Here is a 21,673-nt window from a genome sequence, read left to right on the forward strand (position 1 = left end):
ACAGCGACCCTGCGATGAGCCCCAAGCAGCACCGTGGTGAGGTCACCGCCGACCAGCTTCTGGACGCGACGCTGCGCGTCTACGGGGAAGCGGGTGAGCAGGGCCTCACCGTCAGCGCGGTGACCGCGGCGAGCGGCGTCAGTCCGGGCAGCCTCTACCACCACTTCGGCAGCATGGACGGCCTGCTGACCGCCCTGCTGATGCGCTGGCTGGAACGGCTGCTGGTCCGGATGGTCACGGCCCTGGAGCAGTCGGACTCCGCCCGGGCCGGCGTCCACGCCCTCGTGGACGCGTATCTCGCGTTCATCCGCGACCACCGGGACGCGGGCCTCCTCCTGCACTCCTCCCGCGCCGACGAGATCGGGATGCGCCAGGCGAAGCAGTTGCGGGACGCCCAGGAGGCCCGGCTGTCACCGCTGTCCGCGTGGGTGAGCCGGCACGTCGAGTCGGGCGAGGTCGCACCCCTGTCGGTGCCCCTGCTCGAGTCCCTGATCCTGGGGCCGGTCATCGGCGTCAGCCGCCGCTGGCTGACCCTCGGCGACGTCGACCTCGACGAGGCGGCCCGCGTCCTGCCGGACCGGATCTGGCGGTCGATCAGCGCGGATCCGGGGTGAGTGCGAGTGAGCGCGGGCGGGGCGCCGGGGCGGGTCAGCCGACGAGGTTCTTGATCCGGGCGGCGGTGAGGGCCCGGTCGAAGACCCGTACGTCCCGGACGGCACCGGGGAAGAAGTCGACGGCCTGACCGCCGTACGACGCCCGGCCGATGATGAAGGGGCCGGTGGCGGACATCGGGTTGGTGTCCTCGGCCTCCGCCTCCTGTACGCCGTTGACGTACAGCCGCAGTGTGCGCGCCTGGCCGGCGCAGACGCCGACGAGGTGGGTCCAGACGTTCACGGCGGGCTCGCTGCGGCCGACGGCGCGCTGACCGGGGCGGGAGAGGGCCCAGCGGTTCTCTCCGACGGCGTACTGGAGGTAGAAGGCGCTGGCGTCCTCGGCGTCCTGGCTGACGGCGGTGGCCCAGTTCCCCGGCGCGGTGGAGAGCCGGACCCAGGCGGCGACCGTGAAACTCCGGCCCTCCCCGGTCTCCAGCACCGGTCCCCCGGTCACGATCTGGCTGCCCCGCCCGTCGAAGACGGCTCCGCCTCCGCCGGGCCCCCAGGTGACGCCGGTCGCGGTGCCGTGGTGGCCGCCCGCGGTGTCCCTCGCGACCGTGCCCGAGGTCTCGTCGAGGGGCCAGTGCCCGACGGGCTGAGGGGCGGTGGCGGAGGGTGAGGACGAAGGGGAGGCCGAGGAGGGGGACGTGGCCCGGTCCCGGTCCGCGGCGGCCGACCGGTTGAGCCAGAACCCCGTCCCGACACCGGCCGCGGCGACCGCGCCCCCGCCGATGCCGAGGAACAGGAAGGCCCGCCGGCTGCCGCCACGTTCCCGGCCCGCCCGGCGGCCGGGGGGCTCCGTCGCGGCGGGGGCGGGCTCCGGGGTGGCGCCCACGCGGGTGGCCTGGTCGTGGAACCGCGGCGCCACCGTGGTCGCCTGCTGCGGGAGGGCACCGGGTCCGGCGTCGCGCGGCAGTACGTTCGTCGGGGCCCCCGGATCCGTGGCACGGGCACCCGGGAAGGGCGTACCGGCCGGAGTCGGGGACCCGGGACCGTTGCCCTGCTGCGACCAGGGGCCGAGGTGCCGCAGGGCCATCGTGCTCTCGTCGCCCAGTGCGCCGACCCGGGCGAGGATCTCCTGCGGGGTGGGGCGACGGGCCGGGTCCTTGGCGAGGCAGTCGCCGATGAGGGCGTGCAGGGCGGGGTCGGTGACGGCGCCGATGTCGGGGGTGTTGTGCACCACGCGGTAGAGCAGCGCGGGGGTCGGTCCCTCGCCGAAGGGATTGGCGCCGGTCGCCGCGAAGGCCAGCACCGCGCCCAGGCAGAAGACGTCGCTGGCCGGAGTGATCGCATCGCCGTTGACCTGTTCGGGCGACATGAATCCGGGCGAGCCGGCGACGAGGCCGGTGCCGGTGATCGAGTCGGCCTCGACGCTGCGGACGATCCCGAAGTCGATGACGCGCGGCCCGTCCTCGGCGAGCAGCACGTTGGAGGGCTTGAGGTCGCGGTGGACGAGGTTCGCGGCGTGGATCGACACCAGCGCCTCGGCCAGCCCGGCCGCCAGCGCGAGAACCGCCCCCGCCTCGAACGGCCCCCGCTCGACGACCGCCTGCTCCAGCGAAGGACCGGCGATGTAGCTGGTGACCAGCCACGGCAGGGGCGCGTCCGGGTCGGCGTCGATGACCGGTGCGGTGAAGGCACCGCTGACCAGCCGGGCCGCCTGGACCTCCCGCCGGAACCGGTCGCGGAACTCGGGCCGACGCACCAGCTCGGCGTGCACCACCTTGACCGCGACGAGCCGCCCGCCCGGGGAGCGACCGAGGAAGACCCTGCCCATGCCGCCCGCGCCCAGTCGACTGATCAACCGGTATCCCCCGACGGAGCCCGGGTCGTCCGGCTCCAGCGCTGACACAAATGCCTCCCGGCGTGCGATCTCGGCCCGTGCGGGCAGGGCCAAGCATAAAGCCAATCGCACCCGTGTTCGCCGAAGTACCGTACGCCGTACGGCACTTCGGCCATCGTTCCCCTCCTGGACGCCGCGCGGTGCCTCTACACGGAGTCGGGCGCCCAGGAAGTCACCGTCATTCGAAGGTCTCTTCGACCTTCGGGGCGGTGACGGCGCGCCGGAGCCAGAGGCTCAGGGTCTGAGGATCATCACAGCCGGTGATGCGCTCACGGGCGTCCTCGGGTACGTCGATGCCACGTTCCGCGAGTACCGCCAGGACGTCCTCGGCGGCGCGTCGCGCCTCAGCTTCGACGCGGGCTTCCGCGCGGGCTTCGTCTCGGATCTCTTCGACGAGGTAGGACTTGCAGAAGGAGAGGTCCACGGCCACCAGGCTCCTCCGGAGGTGCTTGGCCGGGTGCTTGCCCAGGCCCTGTGCGGTGAATTCGACGATGGGGTCCGCGATGTCTTCGGGCACGTCCCGCAGTGCGGTGGACAGGGTCTTCAGTATTCCGGCAAGAGCAGTCGGGGGCACGCACGCCGTCCCACGGCGTGCGCACGTCCTTGGAAAGTGCTCACCCGATTTCGACAGGGGTGGCTCCGCGGGCGGGGCGGCGCACCGCTCCCGGGGCGGGATCAGCGCAGGCGGGACGACGACAGGATCGACAGCAGGTGGGCCGGGACCATCACCCAGGTGATGACGGCGAGTGCGCCCAGGGCCCAGCGGGTCGGTTCGATGCTGTCGACCACTACGTCGGCTGCTGCCGCGACGAGGAGGACCAGGGACGCCTCGATTCCGTTGGTGACCCGGTGGATCTTGAACGCGGCGGCGATGCGGCGCACGGTCGCGACGCCCTCCGAGCGCGGGCGGGTGGACTCGTCGTCGGCGACGGTCAGACCGCGGCGGGCGCGGGCGACGTCCACCAGGTCGGTGGAGGCCTTGAGGAGGACGACGCCGAGGGCGGTGGCGATGCCGATCGACAGCCAGCCGCCGACGCCCGACTCGGCGGCGCGGTAGCCGGCGCCCGCCATCAGCGCCGCGTCCGCGAGATACGCGCCGAGGCGGTCGACGTAGATGCCGGCCGCGCTGTTCTGGCCCTTCCAGCGGGCGACCTCGCCGTCCACGCAGTCGAAGAGCAGGAACAGCTGCATGAGGATCACGGCGAGGACCGCGCCGGTCAGGCCGGGGATCATCAGCGCGGCGCCGGAGGCCACTCCGCACACCACCATGGTCCAGGTGAGCTGGTCGGGGGTGACGGGGGTGCGGACCAGGTGGCGGGTGGTGCGCAGGGAGATCTTCCGCATGTAGAGGCGGCCGGCCCAGTGTTCGCCGTTGCGGCTGTCCATCTTGGCCTGCGGCTGGCAGACCTCCCGCAGCTCCTCCAGTACCGGAGCACCCATGACGTTCCTCCCCAGGCCCGACCACCGCGCGTGCGGCGATGATCGGGCCAGGGTACAGAGCACGTACGACGGGCCAGCGACAGGGGACACTGACCCCATGGAGCCGATCGATCCGGTCACCGCCCGCGCCTGGCTCGCCCCCGCCCTCGCGGAGGCCCGCGCCGGGCTGGAGGAGGGCGGCATCCCCGTCGGCGCCGCGCTGTACGGCGCCGACGGGACCCTGCTCGGCCGTGGCCGCAACCGTCGCGTACAGGACGACGACCCGTCGACGCACGCGGAGACCGCCGCCTTCCGCGCGGCGGGACGGCAGCGGTCGTACCGCGGTACGACGATGGTGACGACGCTCTCCCCGTGCTGGTACTGCTCGGGGCTCGTCCGGCAGTTCGGCATCTCCCGGGTGGTGATCGGCGAGGCGGTCACCTTCCACGGCGGGCACGACTGGCTGGCCGGGCACGGCGTGGAGATCGTGCTGCTGGACGATCCGGAGTGCGCCGCGATGATGCGGGAGTTCGTCGCCCGTCATCCACGGCTGTGGAGCGAGGACATCGGGGACTGAAGAACGGCGAAGGCCGGTTCTCGTGACTCAGGTCACGAGAACCGGCCTTCGTGGGGCGTGGGTTCAGAAGCCCACGGACTGGAGCGCGCCCAGGCCCACATCCGCGTACGAGTGCTTGCCGGAGACGAAGATGTTGACGCCGTAGTAGTTGAACAGCCAGCAGCCGAAGGCGAGCAGGGCCAGGTAGGCGGCCTTGCGGCCCTTCCAGCCGGCCGTCGCGCGGGCGTGCAGGTAGCAGGCGTAGGCGACCCAGGTGATGAAGGACCAGACCTCCTTGGGGTCCCAGCCCCAGTAGCGGCCCCAGGCGTCGCCGGCCCAGATGGCGCCCGCGATGATCGTGAACGTCCACAGCGGGAAGACGGCCGCGTTGACCCGGTAGGAGAACTTGTCCAGCGAGGCGGCGGCGGGCAGGCGCTCCAGGACGGAGGTGGCGAAGCTGCCGGGCTTGCCGCCGCTCGCGAGCTTGTTCTCGTACGCGTCCTTGAACAGGTAGAGGATCACGCCGACCGCGCCGACGTAGAAGACCGCGCCGCACAGGATCGCCGTGGAGACGTGGATGTACAGCCAGTACGAGTGGAGGGCGGGGACGAGCTGGTCGCTCTCGGTGTAGAGCCAGGTGACGGCGATACCGAGGTCGAGGAGGACCGAGGTGGTGAGGAACAGGCCGAGCCAGCGGACGTTCTTCTTCAGCGCCAGCAGCAGGAGGTACACGCCGACCGCGGTGGTGGAGAAGGTGATGTTGAACTCGTACATGTTGCCCCACGGCGCCCGCTCCACGGACAGCGCGCGGGTGAGCACGCCGCCGAAGGCGAGGAGGAACGCGAGCACGGTGAGGGAGATGGCGATCCGTCCGTAGAGGTCGCCCTTCTCGTCGCCGCCGTGCGCTCCGGGCCCGTCGGGCACGTCGCGGGAGCCGGTCGCGGCGCGTACGACGACCTTCGGCCGCTCCAGTACGGCGGTGCCGCCGGCCTGGTTGACGGTGACGGCCGGTGCCTTCTTCTCCTGGGCCGCCGTCTTCGGGGTGAGGGCGGAGGCGGTACGGGCGACCTTGCTGCGGCTGCCGAAGGACCACTCCGCGATGTACGCGAAGAAGGCGAGGGTGTAGACCGCCATCGCGGAGTAGATCAGCACGTTGCTGATCTCCGCGAGGTTCTCGTTGGCCGCGGCGGCCAGATCTGTTGCGGCGGCGAGAGTCATTTCTCAGCCCCTTCGGCAGGTACGGCTTCGGGATCGGTGTCGGTGTCTGGGTCTGTGTCCGTGTCCGTGGAATCGGACGGGGCCGGTGCCTGGTCGTAGAGGATTCCGGCGAGGTCGCCGAGTTCCTCGGGCACCTTCGCGGACTCGCTGCGGCCGAGGCCGGCCATCTCGACGACGGTCACGCCGTCGTCGCCGCGCACCGCGCGCACCCACACGCGGCGGCGCTGGATGAACAGGGAGCCGGCGAGGCCCGCGATCGCTGCGACGGCACCGCCGAGCGCCCAGCCTTCGCCCGACTCCTGGACGACCTGGAAGCCGGCCCACTCCTTGACGTCCTTCTCGAAGGTGACCGAACCGGCGCCGTCCGGGAGCGTCATGGTCTCGCCGGGCATGAGCAGCTTCTTGAACAGCTCGCCCTCGGCGTCCTTGAACTCCTTCATCTTGGTCTTGTCCATCTGGTACACGCTCTGCGGAATGCCGGAGTCGGCCTTCAGGTCGCCGTGGTAGGCGGAGAGCGCGAGCACCGGATAGTCCAGCGCGGGGAACTGGGAGAGCATCGTGCCGGTGGCGGAGCCGCCGAAGGTGGGCACGAAGAAGGCGTTGAAGCCGAGCTGCTCCTTCTTGCCCTCGGAGTTGCGGTAGCCGTCGAGGACCTTGACCACGCCGGAGGAGGTGACGTTGGAGTCGAGCGGCAGCAGCGGCACGGCGTCCTGGTAGACGATCTCGCCCTTGCCGTCGCGGACGGTGACGACGGGTGCGTAGCCGTGGCTGACGAGGTAGACCTTGGCGTCGCCGATCTTCAGCGGCTCGTTCACCTTGATGAGGGCCGTCTTCTCCTCGCCGTCGGCTCCCTCGGCGTAGGTGACCTCGGTCTGGTACGTGCGCGGGGTGCCCTTGTTGGGTCCGGTGCGCTCGTAGGTGCCGGTGAACTCCTTGACGTCGAAGCTGAACGGCACCAGGTCGTCGTTGGTGAAGAGGTTGCCGGACTTGAAGTCGTCGTACTGGGTGAGCGTGTTGGCGAAGCCGTCGCCCTCGACGATCAGCTTGTTGCCCTCGGACTTGAAGAGCTGGCCCCAGCCGAAGGCGATCAGCATCACGATCAGCGCGATGTGGAAGAGCAGGTTGCCGACCTCGCGCAGATAGCCCTTCTCGGCGGCGACGGCGTCACCGGCGGCGTGGGCGCGGAAGCGGCGCTTCTTCAGCAGGGCGAGCGCGGCCTCGCGGACGGCTTCGGGCTCGGCCTCGGTGCGCCACGTGGTGTGGGCGGGCAGCCGGGTCAGCCGGCGGGGCGCGCCCGGTGGGCGGCCGCGCAACTGGCCCACGAACTGCCAGGTGCGGGGCACGATGCAGCCGATGAGGGAGACGAACAGCAGGATGTAGATCGCGGAGAACCACACCGAGCTGTAGACGTTGAAGAGCCCGAGCTTGTCGTAGATCGGCGCGAGGACGTCGTGACGCTCGCGGAAGTCGGCGACCGCCGTCTCGTCGATCCCGGTCTGCGGGATGAGCGAGCCGGGGATCGCGCCGAGCGACAGCAGCAGGAGCAGCAGCAGCGCGACCCGCATGGAGGTGAGCTGCCGCCAGAACCAGCGGGCCCAGCCGATGACTCCGAGGGAGGGCAGGTTCGGCGCGTCCTCCCTGGGCGCGGTGGACAGCTGGGAGCCGGCGGCGCCGAGCTCCTGGTCGTCGGTGGCCTTGGGGGTGTCGTCGTCGGTCGTCGTCTTGCTCATCGGGTCAGATCCCCACAGTGAAGCCGTTGGACCAGGTCTGCATCTCCGCCACGAGACTGTTCCACGCGCCGGTCAGCAGGAGCACGCCGGTCACGATCATCATCGTGCCGCCGATGCGCATCACCCAGGTGTAGTGGCGCTTGACCCAGGCGAACGCGCCGAGCGCCTTGCGGAAGGCGACGGCGGCGAGCACGAAGGGCACGCCCAGTCCCAGGCAGTACGCGATGGTCAGTATGGCGCCGCGTCCGGCGCTCTCCTGCTGGGCGGAGAGAGTGAGTACGGAGGCGAGCGTCGGGCCGATGCAGGGGGTCCAGCCGATGCCGAACAGGGCGCCGAGGACGGGGGCGCCGACCAGTCCGGTCGCCGGGCGCTTGTGGAAGCGGAACTCGCGCTGGGTGAGCCAGGGCATCAGGCCCATGAAGAAGACGCCCATGAGGATCATGAGGACGCCGAGCACCTTGGACAGGACGCCCGACTGTTCCTGGAGCGTCTGTCCGAAGTAGCCGAAGAAGGCGCCGCCGGAGACGAACACGGCGGTGAAGCCGAGTACGAACAGGGAGGCGCCGGCGACCATGCGTCCGCGCCGGGCCTCGGCCAGGTCGGTGCCGGAGACGCCGGTGACGTAGGAGAGGTAGCCGGGGACCAGCGGCAGCACGCAGGGCGAGAAGAAGGAGACCAGTCCGCCGAGCAGGGCGATGGGCAGGGCGACCAGCAGGGCTCCGTTGAGCACCGTGCCGTTGTAGCCCGTCTCTGCGGCGAGCGTGTGCAGGGCCGTCACGTCACTTCTCCGCGACGACCGGCTTGAGCATCTTCAGCAGGCGTTCCTCGCTGAGCGAGGTCAGCGAGCGGGCCGCGATCTTCCCCTCCCGGTCCAGGACCAGGGTGGAGGGGACGGCCTGCGGGTTGAGGGTGCCCTTCTCGAAGCGGAGCATCAGCTTGCCCGTGGGGTCGTACAGGCTCGGGTAGGGGATGCCGAAGTCCTCTTCGAAGGCGAGGGCGGCCGTGGTGCTGCCGTCCCGCGTGTTGATGCCGACGAACTGCACGCCCTGGTCGGCGTACTCCTTCGACACCTTGGCGAAGTACTTGGCCTCCGCGCGGCACGGGTTGCACCAGGAGCCCCAGACGTTGAGGACGACGACCTTGCCCTTGTAGTCGGCGACGTCGAGCTGCTCGCCGGCGATGGTCTCCCCGGACAGCTCGGGTGCGGCGACCCGCTTGCCCTCGGGGACCGTGGAGATGCCGTCGGTGCCGGCGACGAAGTTGGTGTTGCCGCCCCCGCCGGACGTTCCGCCCGAGCCGCACGCGGAGACGAGCAGCGCGGCCGCGGCGGCACCGGCGGCGGCCAGGGTGGCGCGACGGCGGACGCGGAGGGCGCGGTTCGGGCGGGGAACGGCCCGGTTCGAGCGCTGGGGGGCGCGGCTGGCGGCACTCATGTGAAAAGTTTCGCATGCCCGTTCCGGGGATCTTGAGCACCCCCCTTGCGGGCGGAAACCCGCATATCAGGCGGCGTTGCCAGTACCTGTTCCGGTGGTGGTGCCGGTGTCCTTGGCGAACGCCTTCCAGCCACCGGCCGGTTCCTGGCCGACGTCCAGGGTGCGGAACTGCTCCAGCACCTCCGGCTTCTGCACGTCCAGCCAGTCGGTGAACTGCCGGAAGGAGACGAGCCTCACGTCGCCGCCCTTCTCCTTCTCCCGCGCGATGTGCTTGAGCGCTTCCTCCACGGCGTCCATGTAGATGCCGCCGTTCCACTGCTCGAAGTGGTTGCCGACGAAGAAGGGTGCGCGATTCGACTCGTATGCCCGCTTGAAGCCGGATATGTACGCCTGGGTCGCCTGCCGTCGCCAGCCGGGGTGGTTGTGGGCGGGCGCGTTGGTCGAGTTGACCGACTGGTTGGCGAGGATGTTGTAGTCCATCGACAGGACCTCGAAGGAGTGGCCGGGGAACGGTATCTGCTGGAGGGGAAGGTCCCATATGCCCTGCTTCTTCGTCGGCCAGACCTGGCGTCCGCCGGGCGAGGAGGCGTCGTAGCGCCAGCCGAGCTCGCGGGCGGTGGGCAGCAGCCTGTCCTGGCCGAGCAGACAGGGCGTACGGGCGCCGACGAGCTCCTTGTCGTAGTCGAAGGGGAGCGGCTCCAGGTCGGTCCAGCCGGAGTTGGTCCGCCACTCCTTGACGAAGGACTTGGCCTGCTCGATCTCGCTGCGCCACTGCTGCGGGGTCCAGTTGCCGACGCTGCCGGAGCCGCCGCAGAAGTGGCCGTTGAAGTGGGTGCCGATCTCGTGCCCTTCGAGCCAGGCACGGCGGACGTTCTTCAGCGTGTCCTTGATGTGGCCGTCGGTGAGGTAGCCGATGTCGGAGGCGCCGCGCGGGTTGTTCGGGGGGTCGTAGAGCCGCTTCTTCGACTCGGGGAGCAGGTAGAGGCCCGAGAGGAAGAAGGTCATGGACGCGCCGTGTTCCTCGGCGAGGTCCAGGAAGCGCGGGAAGAGGCCGTTGCCGACCTCGCCGGCCCCGTCCCAGGAGAAGACGACGAACTGCGGCGGGGTCTGCCCCGGCTCCAGCGGCACCGGCGCCTCGGGCTGGTGGGGCTGCTCGCCGGTGAAGGAGGTGGAGCCGTCACCGATCGGGCGGGCCGTCCTCGTCGGCTTCGGGTCCGGCTTCGGTGTGTCGGGCCGGTCCCCGGAAGGACCGGAACCGCCGGGTCCGTCCGAGTCCTTGTGGCCGCCGCAGCCGGCCAGCGAGGCGGCGGCAGCGGCTCCCGCCCCGAGCCCGAGCATTCCCCTACGGGTGAGACTGCGCATGGCAACCCCGTTCGTCACGTCCTCTGGTGGTCACTCACTCAGAGGACGCGACGGAGCCGGGGGTTCCCGGCCGGATGCGAGGGTTTCGCAACGGTTTTCGAAAGCGTGGTTCCCGTCGGGCGCCGCGCCGGTCCCGGACGGGCTTTACGCCGGTCCCGGACGGGCTTTACGCCCCGAAGGCCTTGCTCTTCCCCTTCACCGGCTTGGCGCCGGCCAGCAGATGCGCGGGGACGAGATCGCGGGCCGGCTCGCTGTAGCCGACGGAGACGATCCTGTCGCCCTGGTAGGTGAAGGTGGTCAGCGAGGCGAGCGTGCACTGCCGCTTGCGCGGGTCGTGCCACAGCCGCCGCTTCTCGACGTAGGACCGCACGATCCAGATCGGGAGCTGGTGGCTGACCAGCACCGCCTCGTGTCCGCGGGCCGCGTCCTTGGCCGCGTTCAGCGCGCCCATCATGCGGATGACCTGCTCGATGTACGGCTCGCCCCAGGACGGCCTGAACGGGTTGACGACGTGCTTCCAGTTGGCCGGGCGGCGCAGCGCGCCGTCGCCGATGCCGAAGGTCTTGCCCTGGAAGACGTTCTCCGCCTCGATCAGCCGCTCGTCGGCGGCGATGTCCAGGCCGTGCGCCTTGGCGATGGGCTCGGCCGTCTCCTGCGCCCGCTCCAGCGGGGAGGCGACGACGTACGTGATGTCGCGGGAGGCGAGGTGCTCGCCGACCCGGTCGGCCATGCGCCGGCCCAGCTCGGAGAGGTGGTAGCCGGCGAGACGGCCGTACAGCACACCGTCCGGGTTCTCGACCTCGCCGTGCCGCATGAGGTGGACGACGGTGACGTCGCCGTCCTTCTTCACGGTGCTCACGCGGTCGCCTCCGCTGCCGCTCGGGCCGCCGCCGGGAGGGCGTCGGCGATCCGCTGGACGGCCCGCTCGTCGTGCGCGGTGGACACGAACCAGGACTCGAAGGACGACGGCGGGAGGTAGACGCCGTTCTCGAGGAGGGAGTGGAAGAAGGCGGTGAAGCGGAACGACTCCTGCGTCTTCGCCTCCTCGTAGTTGCGCACCGGACGGTCGGTGAAGAACACCGAGAACATGTTGGAGGCGTTCTGCAGCGTGTGCGCGACACCCTCCTTGCCGAGCGCCTCGGTGACGAGCGACTGGATCTGCCCGGAGACGGCGTTCACCTTCTCGTACGCGGCGTCGTCGAGCAGCCGGAGCTGGGCGAGCCCGGCGGCGGTGGCGACGGGGTTCCCGGAGAGGGTGCCGGCCTGGTAGACGGGTCCGGCGGGGGCGAGGTGGCCCATCACGTCGGCGCGCCCGCCGAAGGCCGCGGCCGGGAAGCCGCCGCCCATCACCTTTCCGAAGGTCATCAGGTCGGGCCGGACGCCGTCGACGCCGTACCACCCTTCCCGGCTGGTACGGAACCCCGTCATGACCTCGTCGGAGATGTACAGCGCGCCGTTCGCGGCGCACGCGTCCTTCAGCCCCTGGTTGAACCCGGGCAGCGGCGGTACGACGCCCATGTTGCCCGGCGACGCCTCGGTGATCACGCAGGCGATCTCACCGGGGTGCGCGGCGAAGGCGGCGTGCACGGCGTCGAGGTCGTTGTACGGCAGGACGATGGTGTCGCCGGCCTGGGCGCCGGTCACGCCGGGCGTGTCGGGGAGCGCGAACGTGGCCACCCCGGAGCCGGCGGAGGCGAGCAGCGAGTCGACGTGCCCGTGGTAGCAGCCGGCGAACTTGACCACCTTGGTGCGCCGGGTGAACCCGCGGGCGAGCCGGATCGCGGACATGGTGGCCTCGGTCCCGCTGGAGACGAGCCGCACCTGCTCCAGCGGCTCGATCCGGGCGGTCATCTCCTCGGCGAGCGCGACCTCGCCCTCACCGGGCGTGCCGAAGGACGTACCGCGCGCGACGGCCTCCTGTACGGCGGCGATCACCTCGGGGTGCGCGTGTCCGAGGATCATGGGCCCCCAGGAGCAGACCAGGTCGACGTACTCGCGTCCGTCGGCGTCGGTCAGGTACGGGCCGGTGCCCGACACCATGAAACGGGGCGTGCCGCCGACGGCGCGGAAGGCGCGCACCGGCGAGTTCACGCCGCCGGGCGTGACGGCCGCGGCACGGTCGAACAGCGCCTGCGAGGCTGGGGCTTCGTATGAATATGGCAGTTCGCTCATGACCTGCGACTTCTCCGACCTTCTCCGACATTCCGGGGGCTTCCCGGCTCCGGGTGCGTATGACGTGTCCAGGGTAGGCCAGGGGCGGCCTGCGGCATCCGGCCCCCGTTCGGCCGTGATCTGCGAAACTGGCGTCTGATACACACAGCTCACACGGCCGGGGCCGGCCGGAGGCTGCGGACATCCCGCGGGCAGATGTTTCACCGCACGTTTCGGCGGGCGGCCGTGGGGGAGGTCACTGACACGATGATCGGGTTGCGCGGCGGGGGCCACGCGTCCTAGAAAAGCAGTCGGGTGGAGATATGCATCGCGGTGGCGGACTGGGCGAGGGGACTGATGACCTGGGTCCTCGACGTGCCCGGCGGGGAAGGCACCGGCGCGAGGCGGAGGACACGGACGAGACGCGTCAGGCACGCGGCGAGCCGGAGCGGATCGGCCCTCTGAAGGGGGCGGGGAGCAGGAATGGTGGTCGGGTGGGGGTGACGTACAAGTACTTCGGCGCGCCGGACGGCGCCACCGCGGCCCGCGTCCCGATATCGATGCGCCCCGAGGAACTCGGCGGCGACGAACTCGGCATGAACGGCATGTTCACCAAGATCAAGCCGGAGACCATGGCCGCGATGGTCCTCACGGGCATCGAGGGCGTCCCCCTGCACAAGGTCCCACCCCTGGAACTGGTCGTCCTGCACCCCGACTACGCGGTCGTGAAACTCCCCATGACGGTCGTCGACCCCCTGCGCGGCATAGGCGAGGAGGCGGTCGGCGCGGCGGCCTTCATCTGGTCGACGGTCCCGGACCGCGGCGGCCCGCGGGACGCGTTCAACGTGTACCAGCTGCTGCACGAGTGGCAGGACTTCTCGCACCGGCTGCACGAGGCGGGGCATCAGGCTTATTGCCTGGTGTGGCCCTGAGCTGGGGTTTCGTAGGGGTCGGGCGGGGTCTTCGGGCCTCGCCCTTTTGCTTGCCGGGGAGGGGCCGTCAGACGGCCAGGGCACATTGGTTTTCACTGTGCCGCACGGCCCGGCCGCGTCCCGTGGTCGGGATCGCCTGCTCCGGGCGGGCGGGCCACGCCACAGTGGGGACGGCAAACGCACGGCCGCCCGTCGGGTTCACCTGTCTCGGTGATCCCGAACGGACGGCCGCGGTCCGCAGGCCGCCGAGCGGCCTGCGTTCAAGTTCACTTCCTGAGGAAGCTGAGGAGCGCGGCGTTGACCTCTTCCGCGTGGGTCCACAGCAGTCCGTGCGGGGCGCCCTCGATCTCCACGTACTCGGCGGACGGCAGCGCCTTGTGGAACGGCCGCCCCGTGGCCTCGACCGGCAGGATGCGGTCGCCCGTGCCGTGCAGGATCAGCGCCGGCACGTCGACGGCCGGGATGTCGGCGCGGAAGTCGGTGTACCAGGTGGAAGGCGCGGCGGCCGCGGCGTAGAAGCCGCCACCCGCCGCGACGTTCCAGCTGTTGCGCACGGCCTCCTCGCTGATCCGGGAGCCGAGGTTCTCGTCCAGGTTGTAGAAGTCCTTGTAGAAGTCCGTGTAGTACGCGTAGCGGTCGGCCTTGACGGCCGCGACGACGCCGTCGAAGAACTCCTGCGGAGCGGCCCCGTCGGGGTTGTCGTCGGTCTTCAGCAGGCAGGGCTCCAGCGAGGCCAGGAAGGCGACCTTGGCGACCCGGGCGGAGCCGAAGGTGGACACGTACCGCGCGACTTCACCGGTGCCCATGGAGAAACCGACCAGGACGGCGTCCCGGAGATCGAGGGTCTCCAGCACGGTGTTCAGGTCGGCCGCGAAGGTGTCGTAGTCGTACCCGGTCGTCGGCTGGCTCGACTGCCCGAACCCGCGGCGGTCGTACGTGATCACGCGGTAGCCCGCCTGCAGCAGCACCGCACTCTGCCGTTCCCAGGAGTGTCCGTCGAGCGGGAACCCGTGGATGAGGACGACCGGCTGGCCGGAGCCGTGGTCCTCGTAATACAGGTCGATGGTGGTGGAGTTCTCCTGACCCACGGTGATGTAAGGCAAGGTCTTTTCCTTCGTTCGATGTGTCTGGTGCGCGGTCGGATGCGCGGCCGGGACGGGACAGAACGACGCTAGGACGGCCACCTCCCCCGCGTTGTCCGTGAGCGCATCGCTTCTTGCCGGGGAGCGCCGGAAGGCGGATGTACCGGGGGGCCCTGTGCGCAACCCCCTCGTCCTTCGCCGCTGGACCGCCGAGCGGCGCCGAAAGCCCGCGGGGGCGGTGAACGACGATGCCGCGGATCTTCCGGCATCGTCCGGGATACCTTCGTGTCCCCCTGCGGCAGCCTCCTGACCTGGACAGGCGCCCCACGGTGCACGCAGGGACCAGTTACAGTGCACGGACAGGCAAGGGCTCACCAACGCACCGCCTCCCCCGTAGTCGGACCGCGCTCGTCACCGGCTTCGGGATCCACGCACACCCACTGCGACAGGTAGCGGTCTCGACGGAAGAGCGCGGACGGAAAGGGTCATCCATGGCAGGGGCGGGCGGTCCGCTGTCCCGCAGCGGTCTACGCGGCCGAGAGCACGAACTGGGCGAGCTCGAGGCACTGGTCGCCTCTGTGGTCCGCACGGGAAGCAGCGGACTGGCCCTCATCCGGGGCGAGCCGGGTATCGGCAAGACGACGCTGCTCGCGGCAGCCGTCTCCATGGCCCGGCAGTCGGGGTACTCCGTCGGCGTCGGCAAGGCCGACGAACTGCACCACATCGTGCCGCTCTCGTCCTTGGCCGCGTGTGTCCTGCACGGTGATCGACCGCTGCTGTCCGCCGACACGTTCGCCGATATCGCCCGCAACCACGACCAGCGGATCTGGCTGCTGGAACGCCTGGCGGAGGCGATCGAAGCCCGGGCGGGCAACATGCCGGTCCTGATCGGCCTGGACGACGTGCAGTGGGCCGATCCGCTGAGCCGTTTCGCACTGCGGCAGCTTCCGGTACGCCTGCGCACCTCGCCGGTGCTGTGGCTGCTGGCCGGGCGCCGGGAGCCCGCGGGCCCGGCCGAGGAGATCGTCGAGGCTGCACGTGGCAGCCTCCCGGTGGCCACCGTGGCCCTGGGCCCCCTGTCCGGCGCCGCGATCGCCCAACTGGCCGGAGACACCCTCGGTACGGCGGCCGACGAGCGGGTACGGGACCTGCTCGACGGAGCGGGCGGGAACCCGTTCCTGGCAGTCGAGATGCTCGCAGCCCTGCGCGACGCCCAATCCTCGGATGACCTCGTCCCCCGCGGACTCGTGGTGGGGGTGCGCGGCAGACTCAGGTCCCTGCAGGCCGACACCCTCCGCTTCCTTCAGATGGGCGCCGTACTGGGACGCAGGTTCGGCTTCCACGACGCCGCCGCCCTCTGTGGCCGACCGGCCGCTGCCCTGATCAACGCCCTCGAGGAGGCCGTGGGCGCCGGCATTCTGGACGATGACGGTGATCACCTGGTCTTCCGGCACGACCTGCTGCGCCAGGCGGTGTACGTCGACATATCACCCTCGGCCCGGAAAGCCCTCCACAGGGAGGCCGCTCGGGGTCTTGTCGCCGCGGGACGTCCCCCGGTGGACGCGGTGTCGCACATCCTCAGGGGGGCGGCTCCCGGAGACGAGGAAGCCGTGTCGCTCCTGCGGCGCGCGGCCGAGGACGTGCTGCCGGTCACACCGGGACTCGCGGCCGACCTGATGACTCACGCGTTGGAGCTGGTGCCGCCCGCCCGGCCCCTCAGGTACGCCGTGGGAGAGCAGACGATCCTCTTCCTGACCCGGGCCGGCCGGAACGGCGAAGCCCTGTCGACGGGAGACCGGCTGCTGGCGGAGAGACCGCCCCTGGAGGAGTTCAGCCGGCTCCAGGCCGGCCTCGGCGGGGCGCTGTGGAACATGGACCGCGCAGCGGAACTGCGGCGAAGGGCCGAAGCGGCCCTCGCCACGGCAGGTGCCGTCCCTCGGATCACCGCGAGGCTGACCGCCCTGCGAACCCTGGCTCTGTCCCGGGACCACGATCTGGTGGCCGCGCGCGAGGCCGGTGAGGCCGCGCTGCGGGCCGCGGTCCAGGCCGGTGACCGGGACGCGCACACCCTGGCCCTTTCCGGGCTGGGCGAGATCGCTCAGAACGCCGGGGAGAACGCGCTCGCGCTGGACCGTTTCGCCGCGCTGAGCGCCCTCGACTCCGCCTTCCTGCCCGAAGAGATCATCGCGCACCTGCACGTGGACGACTTCGACGCCGGTGGACGGCTGCTCCTGCAGGCGACGGAGGCCGGCACGACGCGTCAGGCGATGCTGTCGTGGGCCCAGGGCCAGCACGACCTGGGTCTGGGCCGACTCGACGACGCCGACGCCGCCTTCGCGACCATGGAGCACCTGGAGAACGAGGTCAACGCACCGGTCCAGCAGGTGAACGGCCGGGTGATCCGCTCCTGGATCGCACTGCTGTGCGGTGACCGGGATGCCGCGCGGCTGCATCTGGCCGCGGCTCGGGAGGGGCTGGAGGCCAAACCCAATCCGGGCAACACGGCCGCGGTGCGCTTCCTCGAAGCGCTTCACGCCGACGCCGACGGGGACACCGGCCTTACCGTCGACAGGATTCGCCAAGTGGAACGGGTAGGCCCCTTCATGCGCTGGCGTGTCCTGCGCGACTGGGCGGGCCCCGCGATACGTATGGCCCTGAACGGTGCCGACGAGGAGTTGGCCGGGAAACTGGCCGCACAGGCCGCGGCCCACGCCGAACGCAACCCCTCCGTGCCGACCGCCACGGGCGTCGCGGCGCACGCCCGTGGACTCGTGGAGAACGATCTCACCGCGCTCCAGCGCGCCGTGGAAGTGCTCGACTCAGGCCCCCGCCCTCTCGTCAGGGCCGCTGCGGCAGCGGATCTCGGACGCACCTTCCTGGCGGCGGGCCGGACACACCGGGCCGTGCCCGCGCTGACTCACGCCCGCGACACCCTCGCCGCGACGGGCGCTCGCGCCGCGGCGACGCTGGTGCAGCGCGACCTGGAGAAGGCCGGGGGCGGCAGTCGCAGGCCGGCGGCCGTCCAGCGCCCCGTGCAGGGGTGGGAGGCCCTCACCGCGTCGGAGAGGAAGATCGCGCGGCTCGTGGCCCAGGGCCACACCAACCGGTCGGCCGCCGACCTGCTCGTCATCTCCCCGCACACGGTCAACACCCACCTGACGTCCGTGTTCCGCAAGCTGTCGATCAACTCCCGGGTGCAGCTCGCCAATCTGGTCACGGCCCTGCCCGGGGACTGACGACAAGGTTGGTACGTTCACGCGATGCGACGCCGTGACCGGACACGCTTGGTTGAGGGATCCCCCCAGCCCGTCGGAGGACACCGGCATGCACGGACCCAGCCACCCATCGCCGACCATCGTGCTCGTGCACGGTGCGTTCACGGACGCGTCGTCGTGGGCGGAGGTCATAGCCCTCCTTCACATTGACGGACGGACGGTACTCGCCCCGGCGAACCCACTGCGTGATCTGGCACAGGATGCCGCCTGGATCAGAAGCGTGGTCCAGGGCATCGACGTCCCCGTCGTGCTGGTCGGCCACGACTACGGCGGCGCGGTCATCACACAGGCCGCCACCGACACCGACAACGTCGTGGCCCTGTGCTACGTCGCAGCCTTCGGTCTCGACACGGGCGAGTGCGTCCTGGACGTCGTGAACCGCTTCGCCCCCGCGCCGGGGGCCGGTGCGATCGTCACCGCGGACCTCCCCGCGCGCACTTCCGGTCGCCCTGAACGCGGCATCCACCTTCGCGAGGACCTGTTCCCCCAGGCGTACGCGGCCGACCTCCCGCCCCTCGTCACAGAGGCACTGGCCGTCACCCAACGCCCGATCGCCTGCGACGCACTGACCGGCAGATCGGGCAGGCCCGCCTGGGCCTCCACACCGTCCTGGTACGCGATCGCGACCGCCGACCGGATACTCAACCCCACCGCCCAGCGCTTCATGGCCCAGCGCATGGCAGCAGCCGAGCACATGCTGGACGGATCTCACGCCGTGCTTCTGTCCCAGCCCGACGCCGTGGTGGCGATGATCCTCGAAGCCGCCGAGCAGAGCCGGTGTCTCTGACGACCACGACGACCACCGCCCGAAATCCCGCCTCGGGAACGCCCCGCGTAGTGAGCCCTCCGGGACCATTTAGGATGCCTTCGAACAGAATCACCGGTCCGGGCGAGCCCGACGGCCCTTGGAGCCCCACCTCCGCGGTACGGCCTCAGTCTCGAACAGTCACTCGGTAAGGGCACCAGCATGATCTCACCGGCCGGACGGCGGGCATGGCGCGTCTCCACCCACTTGGCCGCCATTCTGGCGCTCACTTCGGCCATCACCGGATGCGTCGACGGGTCCGGCGTCGAGTCCGCCGGGGACGAGGTCACCTCCATCACCGTGCTCGACTACTACACCGACACGTCCGAGCACGCCCAATGGAACGACATGCTGGTGACCTGCGGCAAGGCGGCCGGCGTCAAGGTGGAGCACACGAGCGTCCCACCGGCCTCACTCGTTCCCAGAGTGCTGCGGCAAGCCTCTTCGCGGACCCTTCCCGACCTGTTGATGCTGGACAACGCCGACCTCCAGCAGATCGCCCAGACCGGCGCGCTGACCCCGCTGGAGCCGTACGGCATCGACACCTCCGGCATCTCCGAGGGCATCCTGTCAGCGGGTACGTACGAAGGAGAGGTGTACGGGCTGGCTCCCTATGTCAGCACAGTCGCCCTCTTCTACAACAAGGACATGCTCGCCGAAGCCGGTGTCACCGTGCCGAGAACCTGGGACGACCTGAAGAGGGCGGCGGCCGCGCTGACCCGCTCGGGAAGATATGGCATGGCGGTCGACGCGAGCGCCACCTTCGAAAGCAGCTGGCAGTTCCTGCCCTTCCTGTGGTCCAACGGCGGGCACGAGAGACAACTGGACACCCCGCAGGCCGCGCAGGCGCTTCAGCTGTGGGTTGATCTGGTGTCTAGCGGGTCCATGTCGAAGTCGGTGCTGAACTGGACTCAGGCCGAGGTCCACGACCAGTTCGCCGCCGGGCGGACGGCCATGATGATCAATGGTCCGTGGCGGATCCCCGCTTTGAACGCGGACAAGGACCTGAACTGGGGAGTAGCCCCCGTCCCTGTTCCCCGAACGGGGCAGAACCTGATCACCCCTCTGGGCGGTGAGGTGTGGACCGTCCCGCAAGGCCCCTCCAAGGCCCGGCAGCAGAAGGCCGCCCAGGTACTCGCCTGCCTCAACGACTCCGCCAACATGCTCGCTCTGGCCGAGCAGCACTTCACGGTCCCCTCCCGCACCGAGGTAGCCGCCCGGTACGCCGAACAGAACCCCTCATCGGCCGTCTTCGTCGAGAGTGTGGAACGAGCACGCTCCCGCACCGAGGAGCTCGGCGTCAGGTGGCCCAAGGCGGCGACCGGGATCTACACCGCGATCCAGTCCGCGCTGACAGGGGAGCAGACACCGGAGCAGGCCCTGAGACACGCCCAGCAGATCGCGACCGGTGACTGACCTGTCCGGCCCCGGGCGTCTCGCCCGGTGGATGTTCGTCCTGCCCGCCGCGGCCTGTCTGCTGCTCTTCTTCGGCTATCCGCTCGTCAAGAACGTCGTGATGAGCTTTCAGCAGTACACGACCACCACGTTCTACACGGGCGCCGCCCCGTTCGTAGGGCTGCTGAACTACTCGAGGATCCTTTCGTCCGAGCTGTTCTCCGAAGCCCTGGCGAACACCGTCCTGTTCACCGCGGCCTCAGTCCTCGGGCAGTTCGTCATCGGCCTGTTCCTCGCGCTGTTCTTTCAGCGCCGCTTCCCGCTCAGTGGCATCCTGCGTGGACTTCTGCTGCTGCCCTGGCTCATGCCCCTGGTCGTCACCGGTACGACCTGGAGGCGGATGCTCGATCCCGAGACGGGTGCCGTCAACGCACTGCTGCGCGGTCTGCACCTCTCCGCGTCCGGTGTCCCCTGGCTCACCAGCACCTCACACGCCCTGGTGTCGGTGATCGTCGTCAGCGTCTGGGTCGGCATCCCCTTCAACACGGTGATCCTCCACAGCGGCCTGCAGAGCCTCCCCGGGCACCTGTTCGAGGCAGCGAAGCTGGACGGTGCCGGACCGGTCAGGTCCTTCCGCCACGTGACCTGGCCACTGCTGCGGCCTGTGGTGAGCGTCGTGCTCGTACTGGACGTGGTCTACACGGTCAAGGTGCTGGACATCGTCCTCGTGGTCACGGGAGGGGGCCCGGCGGACGCCACGGAGACCGCCGCCACCCGCGCGTACGAGCTCTCCTTCCAGCAGTTCGAGTTCGGGCGCGGTGCCGTGCTGGGCAACGTGCTCATCGCGCTCTCGCTCCTCTTCGCCCTCGTCTACCTGCGCGTCGACCGCCGCGCCCGGAACGTGTGAGACGGAGCGCCCATGAAGCGGGTCCCGCGCCGCGGTCTCCTGTCCACCCTGGTCGGGATCGTCCTCCTCGCGCTGATGCTGTTCCCGGTCTACTGGGTGGTGAACGCCTCCCTCCAGCCGAACGGGAACACGCTGCGAGGAGGCTGGTTCCCCCTCCGGCCCGACTTCAGCGGATATGCCGTCGCACTGCGCGCTCAGGGACGCGCTCTCCTCACCAGCATCATCGTGTCCCTCGGCAGCGTGGTGCTCAGCCTCGGGCTCGCCGCGCCGGCGGCCCACGCGCTGGCACGGTTCTCCCTGCCCGGTACCGACCTCATGCTCCTGGGGGTCCTGATCACGAAGATGGTGCCCGGCATCGTCGTGGCGAACGCGCTCTACAGCGCCTACACCGACCTCGGTCTGCTGAACTCCCACCTCGGTCTGATCCTCGCCGACTCCACCGCCGGCACCCCTCTCGCCATCGTCATCCTGTACTCGTTCATGCGGACCATCCCCGAAGAGATCATCGACGCCGCTCGCGTGGACGGCGCCGGCCCGCTGCGTGTCTTCCGCTCTGTGGTGCTGCCGCTGAGCGTCAACGCGTTGATCACCGCTGCGGTCTTCACCTTCCTCTTCGCCTGGAGCGACTTCCTCTTCGCCCTCACCCTGACCACCACGCAGACCGTTCAGCCGATCACTCTCGGCGTCTACCAGTACCTCGGTGCCCACACGGACCAGTGGAACGCCGCCATGGCCACCGCGGTCCTGGCCTCCGCCCCCGCCGCCCTGTTGCTGGTCGTCGCCCAGCGCCACATCGCCGCCGGCGCCACCGAGGGAGCCGTCAGGTGACACCACGTCGCTTCAGAGCGGGGACCTGATCTAGCGGGTTCACGCGATGTGCCGGTCCGGTCCCGCTGGCACGGTGGTGAGGAA

General features: G+C 70.3%; 18 protein-coding genes and 1 pseudogene. 8 read left to right on the forward strand and 11 right to left on the reverse strand.

The features are described from left to right. Window positions 1-14: 14 nt before the first annotated feature. Window positions 15-614, forward strand: a complete 600-nt coding sequence (locus AMK33_RS12720) for a TetR/AcrR family transcriptional regulator (RefSeq protein ID WP_073932894.1) — start codon at window positions 15-17, stop codon at window positions 612-614. A 34-nt stretch (window positions 615-648) separates the two neighbouring features. Here AMK33_RS12720 and AMK33_RS12725 read toward each other — a convergent pair whose 3' ends face one another. The 3 genes and pseudogenes from AMK33_RS12725 to AMK33_RS12735 form a co-directional block, all read right to left on the reverse strand. Beyond that, the gene (locus AMK33_RS12725; protein ID WP_235618078.1) at window positions 649-2,457 is read right to left on the reverse strand and encodes a protein kinase domain-containing protein; all 1,809 of its coding nucleotides are present in this window, start codon (window positions 2,455-2,457) and stop codon (window positions 649-651) included. A gap of 217 nt (window positions 2,458-2,674) precedes the next feature. Continuing rightward, window positions 2,675-3,046 (reverse strand): annotated as a pseudogene (locus AMK33_RS12730) (hypothetical protein); the annotation flags it as partial. Window positions 3,047-3,171: 125 nt separating this feature from the next. Then, window positions 3,172-3,936 carry a CDP-alcohol phosphatidyltransferase family protein gene (locus tag AMK33_RS12735; protein ID WP_073932896.1) on the reverse strand — a complete coding sequence of 255 codons (765 nt, stop codon included), beginning with the start codon at window positions 3,934-3,936 and terminating at the stop codon, window positions 3,172-3,174. Window positions 3,937-4,033: 97 nt separating this feature from the next. Between AMK33_RS12735 and AMK33_RS12740 the strand changes: the two genes are divergently transcribed. Next, window positions 4,034-4,492, forward strand: a complete 459-nt coding sequence (locus tag AMK33_RS12740) for a nucleoside deaminase (RefSeq protein ID WP_073932897.1) — start codon at window positions 4,034-4,036, stop codon at window positions 4,490-4,492. A gap of 63 nt (window positions 4,493-4,555) precedes the next feature. On the opposite strand, the gene ccsB is transcribed toward AMK33_RS12740, so the two are convergent. From ccsB to hemL, 7 genes are all read right to left on the reverse strand, one after another. After that, entirely contained in the window at window positions 4,556-5,689 is a 1,134-nt protein-coding gene (ccsB, locus tag AMK33_RS12745; RefSeq protein ID WP_073932898.1) for a c-type cytochrome biogenesis protein CcsB, read from the reverse strand. After that, window positions 5,686-7,419, reverse strand: coding sequence for a cytochrome c biogenesis protein ResB (gene resB, locus AMK33_RS12750; protein ID WP_073932899.1), 1,734 nt, complete (start codon window positions 7,417-7,419; stop codon window positions 5,686-5,688). The genes ccsB and resB overlap by 4 nt, the downstream gene beginning before the upstream one ends. Window positions 7,420-7,423: 4 nt before the next feature. Beyond that, window positions 7,424-8,197, reverse strand: a complete 774-nt coding sequence (locus AMK33_RS12755; protein ID WP_073932900.1) for a cytochrome c biogenesis CcdA family protein — start codon at window positions 8,195-8,197, stop codon at window positions 7,424-7,426. A gap of 1 nt (window position 8,198) precedes the next feature. Beyond that, window positions 8,199-8,852: a TlpA family protein disulfide reductase gene (locus tag AMK33_RS12760; RefSeq protein WP_073932901.1), complete on the reverse strand. Its 654-nt coding sequence runs from the start codon at window positions 8,850-8,852 to the stop codon at window positions 8,199-8,201. A gap of 66 nt (window positions 8,853-8,918) precedes the next feature. Beyond that, the gene (locus tag AMK33_RS12765) at window positions 8,919-10,190 is read right to left on the reverse strand and encodes a hypothetical protein (RefSeq protein ID WP_073932902.1); all 1,272 of its coding nucleotides are present in this window, start codon (window positions 10,188-10,190) and stop codon (window positions 8,919-8,921) included. A gap of 190 nt (window positions 10,191-10,380) precedes the next feature. Next, window positions 10,381-11,028 carry a histidine phosphatase family protein gene (locus tag AMK33_RS12770; RefSeq protein WP_201263020.1) on the reverse strand — a complete coding sequence of 216 codons (648 nt, stop codon included), beginning with the start codon at window positions 11,026-11,028 and terminating at the stop codon, window positions 10,381-10,383. A 41-nt stretch (window positions 11,029-11,069) separates the two neighbouring features. After that, entirely contained in the window at window positions 11,070-12,386 is a 1,317-nt protein-coding gene (gene hemL, locus AMK33_RS12775; protein WP_073932904.1) for a glutamate-1-semialdehyde 2,1-aminomutase, read from the reverse strand. 473 nt (window positions 12,387-12,859) lie between these two features. Between hemL and AMK33_RS12780 the strand changes: the two genes are divergently transcribed. After that, the gene (locus AMK33_RS12780; protein WP_003992141.1) at window positions 12,860-13,297 is read left to right on the forward strand and encodes a hypothetical protein; all 438 of its coding nucleotides are present in this window, start codon (window positions 12,860-12,862) and stop codon (window positions 13,295-13,297) included. Window positions 13,298-13,563: 266 nt separating this feature from the next. On the opposite strand, the gene AMK33_RS12785 is transcribed toward AMK33_RS12780, so the two are convergent. Next, the gene (locus tag AMK33_RS12785; protein ID WP_073932905.1) at window positions 13,564-14,400 is read right to left on the reverse strand and encodes an alpha/beta fold hydrolase; all 837 of its coding nucleotides are present in this window, start codon (window positions 14,398-14,400) and stop codon (window positions 13,564-13,566) included. A gap of 470 nt (window positions 14,401-14,870) precedes the next feature. On the opposite strand from AMK33_RS12785, the gene AMK33_RS12790 reads away from it, so the two are divergent. The 5 genes from AMK33_RS12790 (at window position 14,871) to AMK33_RS12810 (ending at window position 21,589) form a co-directional block, all read left to right on the forward strand. Beyond that, window positions 14,871-17,615, forward strand: a complete 2,745-nt coding sequence (locus tag AMK33_RS12790; protein ID WP_073932906.1) for a helix-turn-helix transcriptional regulator — start codon at window positions 14,871-14,873, stop codon at window positions 17,613-17,615. 88 nt (window positions 17,616-17,703) lie between these two features. Continuing rightward, entirely contained in the window at window positions 17,704-18,441 is a 738-nt protein-coding gene (locus tag AMK33_RS12795) for an alpha/beta fold hydrolase (RefSeq protein ID WP_235618079.1), read from the forward strand. 180 nt (window positions 18,442-18,621) lie between these two features. Further along, complete coding sequence (locus tag AMK33_RS12800) at window positions 18,622-19,875, forward strand: sugar ABC transporter substrate-binding protein (protein ID WP_073932907.1); 1,254 nt, start codon at window positions 18,622-18,624, stop codon at window positions 19,873-19,875. Between the two features lie 31 nt (window positions 19,876-19,906). Beyond that, the gene (locus AMK33_RS12805) at window positions 19,907-20,761 is read left to right on the forward strand and encodes a carbohydrate ABC transporter permease (protein ID WP_073933050.1); all 855 of its coding nucleotides are present in this window, start codon (window positions 19,907-19,909) and stop codon (window positions 20,759-20,761) included. Window positions 20,762-20,773: 12 nt separating this feature from the next. After that, window positions 20,774-21,589 carry a carbohydrate ABC transporter permease gene (locus AMK33_RS12810; protein WP_073932908.1) on the forward strand — a complete coding sequence of 272 codons (816 nt, stop codon included), beginning with the start codon at window positions 20,774-20,776 and terminating at the stop codon, window positions 21,587-21,589. Window positions 21,590-21,673: the final 84 nt, after the last annotated feature.

Source organism: Streptomyces sp. CB02400 (assembly GCF_001905725.1).
Taxonomy (GTDB): Bacteria; Actinomycetota; Actinomycetes; order Streptomycetales; family Streptomycetaceae; genus Streptomyces; species Streptomyces atrovirens.